Raw genomic sequence first — 704 nt, 5'->3', positions numbered from 1 at the left:
CCCTTGAAGACGACGAGGTAGATAGGCTGGGGGTGGAAGTGCAGCAATGCATGGAGCTGACCAGTACTAATCGGTCGAGGGCTTATCCAATATGCAAGTTGTAAATCGCACATTTCGTTTCGGATCTAGTTTTCAGAGAATGATCTCTGAAGCATTATTCCCTGATAGCTCAGTTGGTAGAGCACTCGACTGTTAATCGAGTTGTCACAGGTTCGAGCCCTGTTCGGGGAGCCATATGGAGAGGTGTCCGAGTTGGCCGAAGGAGCACGATTGGAAATCGTGTAGGCGCCACAAGCGTCTCGAGGGTTCGAATCCCTCTCTCTCCGCCATAGCAAGGCCCGTTGGTCAAGGGGTTAAGACACCTCCCTTTCACGGAGGTAACAGGGGTTCGAATCCCCTACGGGTCATATCTAACTTCGAAAAAAAAGAAGTTGATTTACACAGCAGTTTTATGATAAGATCATAAATGTGTTGTTCGGAGGCTTAGCTCAGCTGGGAGAGCATCTGCCTTACAAGCAGAGGGTCGGGGGTTCGATCCCCTCAGCCTCCACCATATAAATTTTAATAACGACGCGGGGTGGAGCAGCCCGGTAGCTCGTCGGGCTCATAACCCGAAGGCCGCAGGTTCAAATCCTGCCCCCGCAATTATACTTTCTATCAAGAAAGTGATCTGGAACCGTGGTGTAGTTGGCCTAACATGCCTG

The 704-nt window shown here is 50.6% G+C and carries 5 tRNA genes and 1 rRNA gene; all 6 read left to right on the top strand.

The window, feature by feature from the left end:
- Nucleotides 1-90: ribosomal RNA gene (locus tag HP548_RS00155) — 23S ribosomal RNA — on the top strand; the annotation flags it as partial.
- A 68-nt stretch (nt 91-158) separates the two neighbouring features.
- A tRNA-Asn gene (locus HP548_RS00150) sits at nt 159-234 on the top strand.
- A gap of 3 nt (nt 235-237) precedes the next feature.
- Nucleotides 238-329: transfer RNA gene (locus HP548_RS00145), tRNA-Ser, on the top strand.
- Nucleotides 330-335: 6 nt separating this feature from the next.
- Nucleotides 336-407: transfer RNA gene (locus HP548_RS00140), tRNA-Glu, on the top strand.
- A 70-nt stretch (nt 408-477) separates the two neighbouring features.
- Nucleotides 478-553: transfer RNA gene (locus tag HP548_RS00135), tRNA-Val, on the top strand.
- Between the two features lie 18 nt (nt 554-571).
- Nucleotides 572-645: transfer RNA gene (locus tag HP548_RS00130), tRNA-Met, on the top strand.
- The last annotated feature ends 59 nt before the right edge of the window (nt 646-704 follow it).

The organism is Paenibacillus taichungensis (genome assembly GCF_013359905.1).
Lineage (GTDB): Bacteria > Bacillota > Bacilli > Paenibacillales > Paenibacillaceae > Paenibacillus > Paenibacillus taichungensis.
Note: the sequence above shows the minus strand (reverse complement) of the source record. Positions and strands in the feature narration are given on the sequence as shown.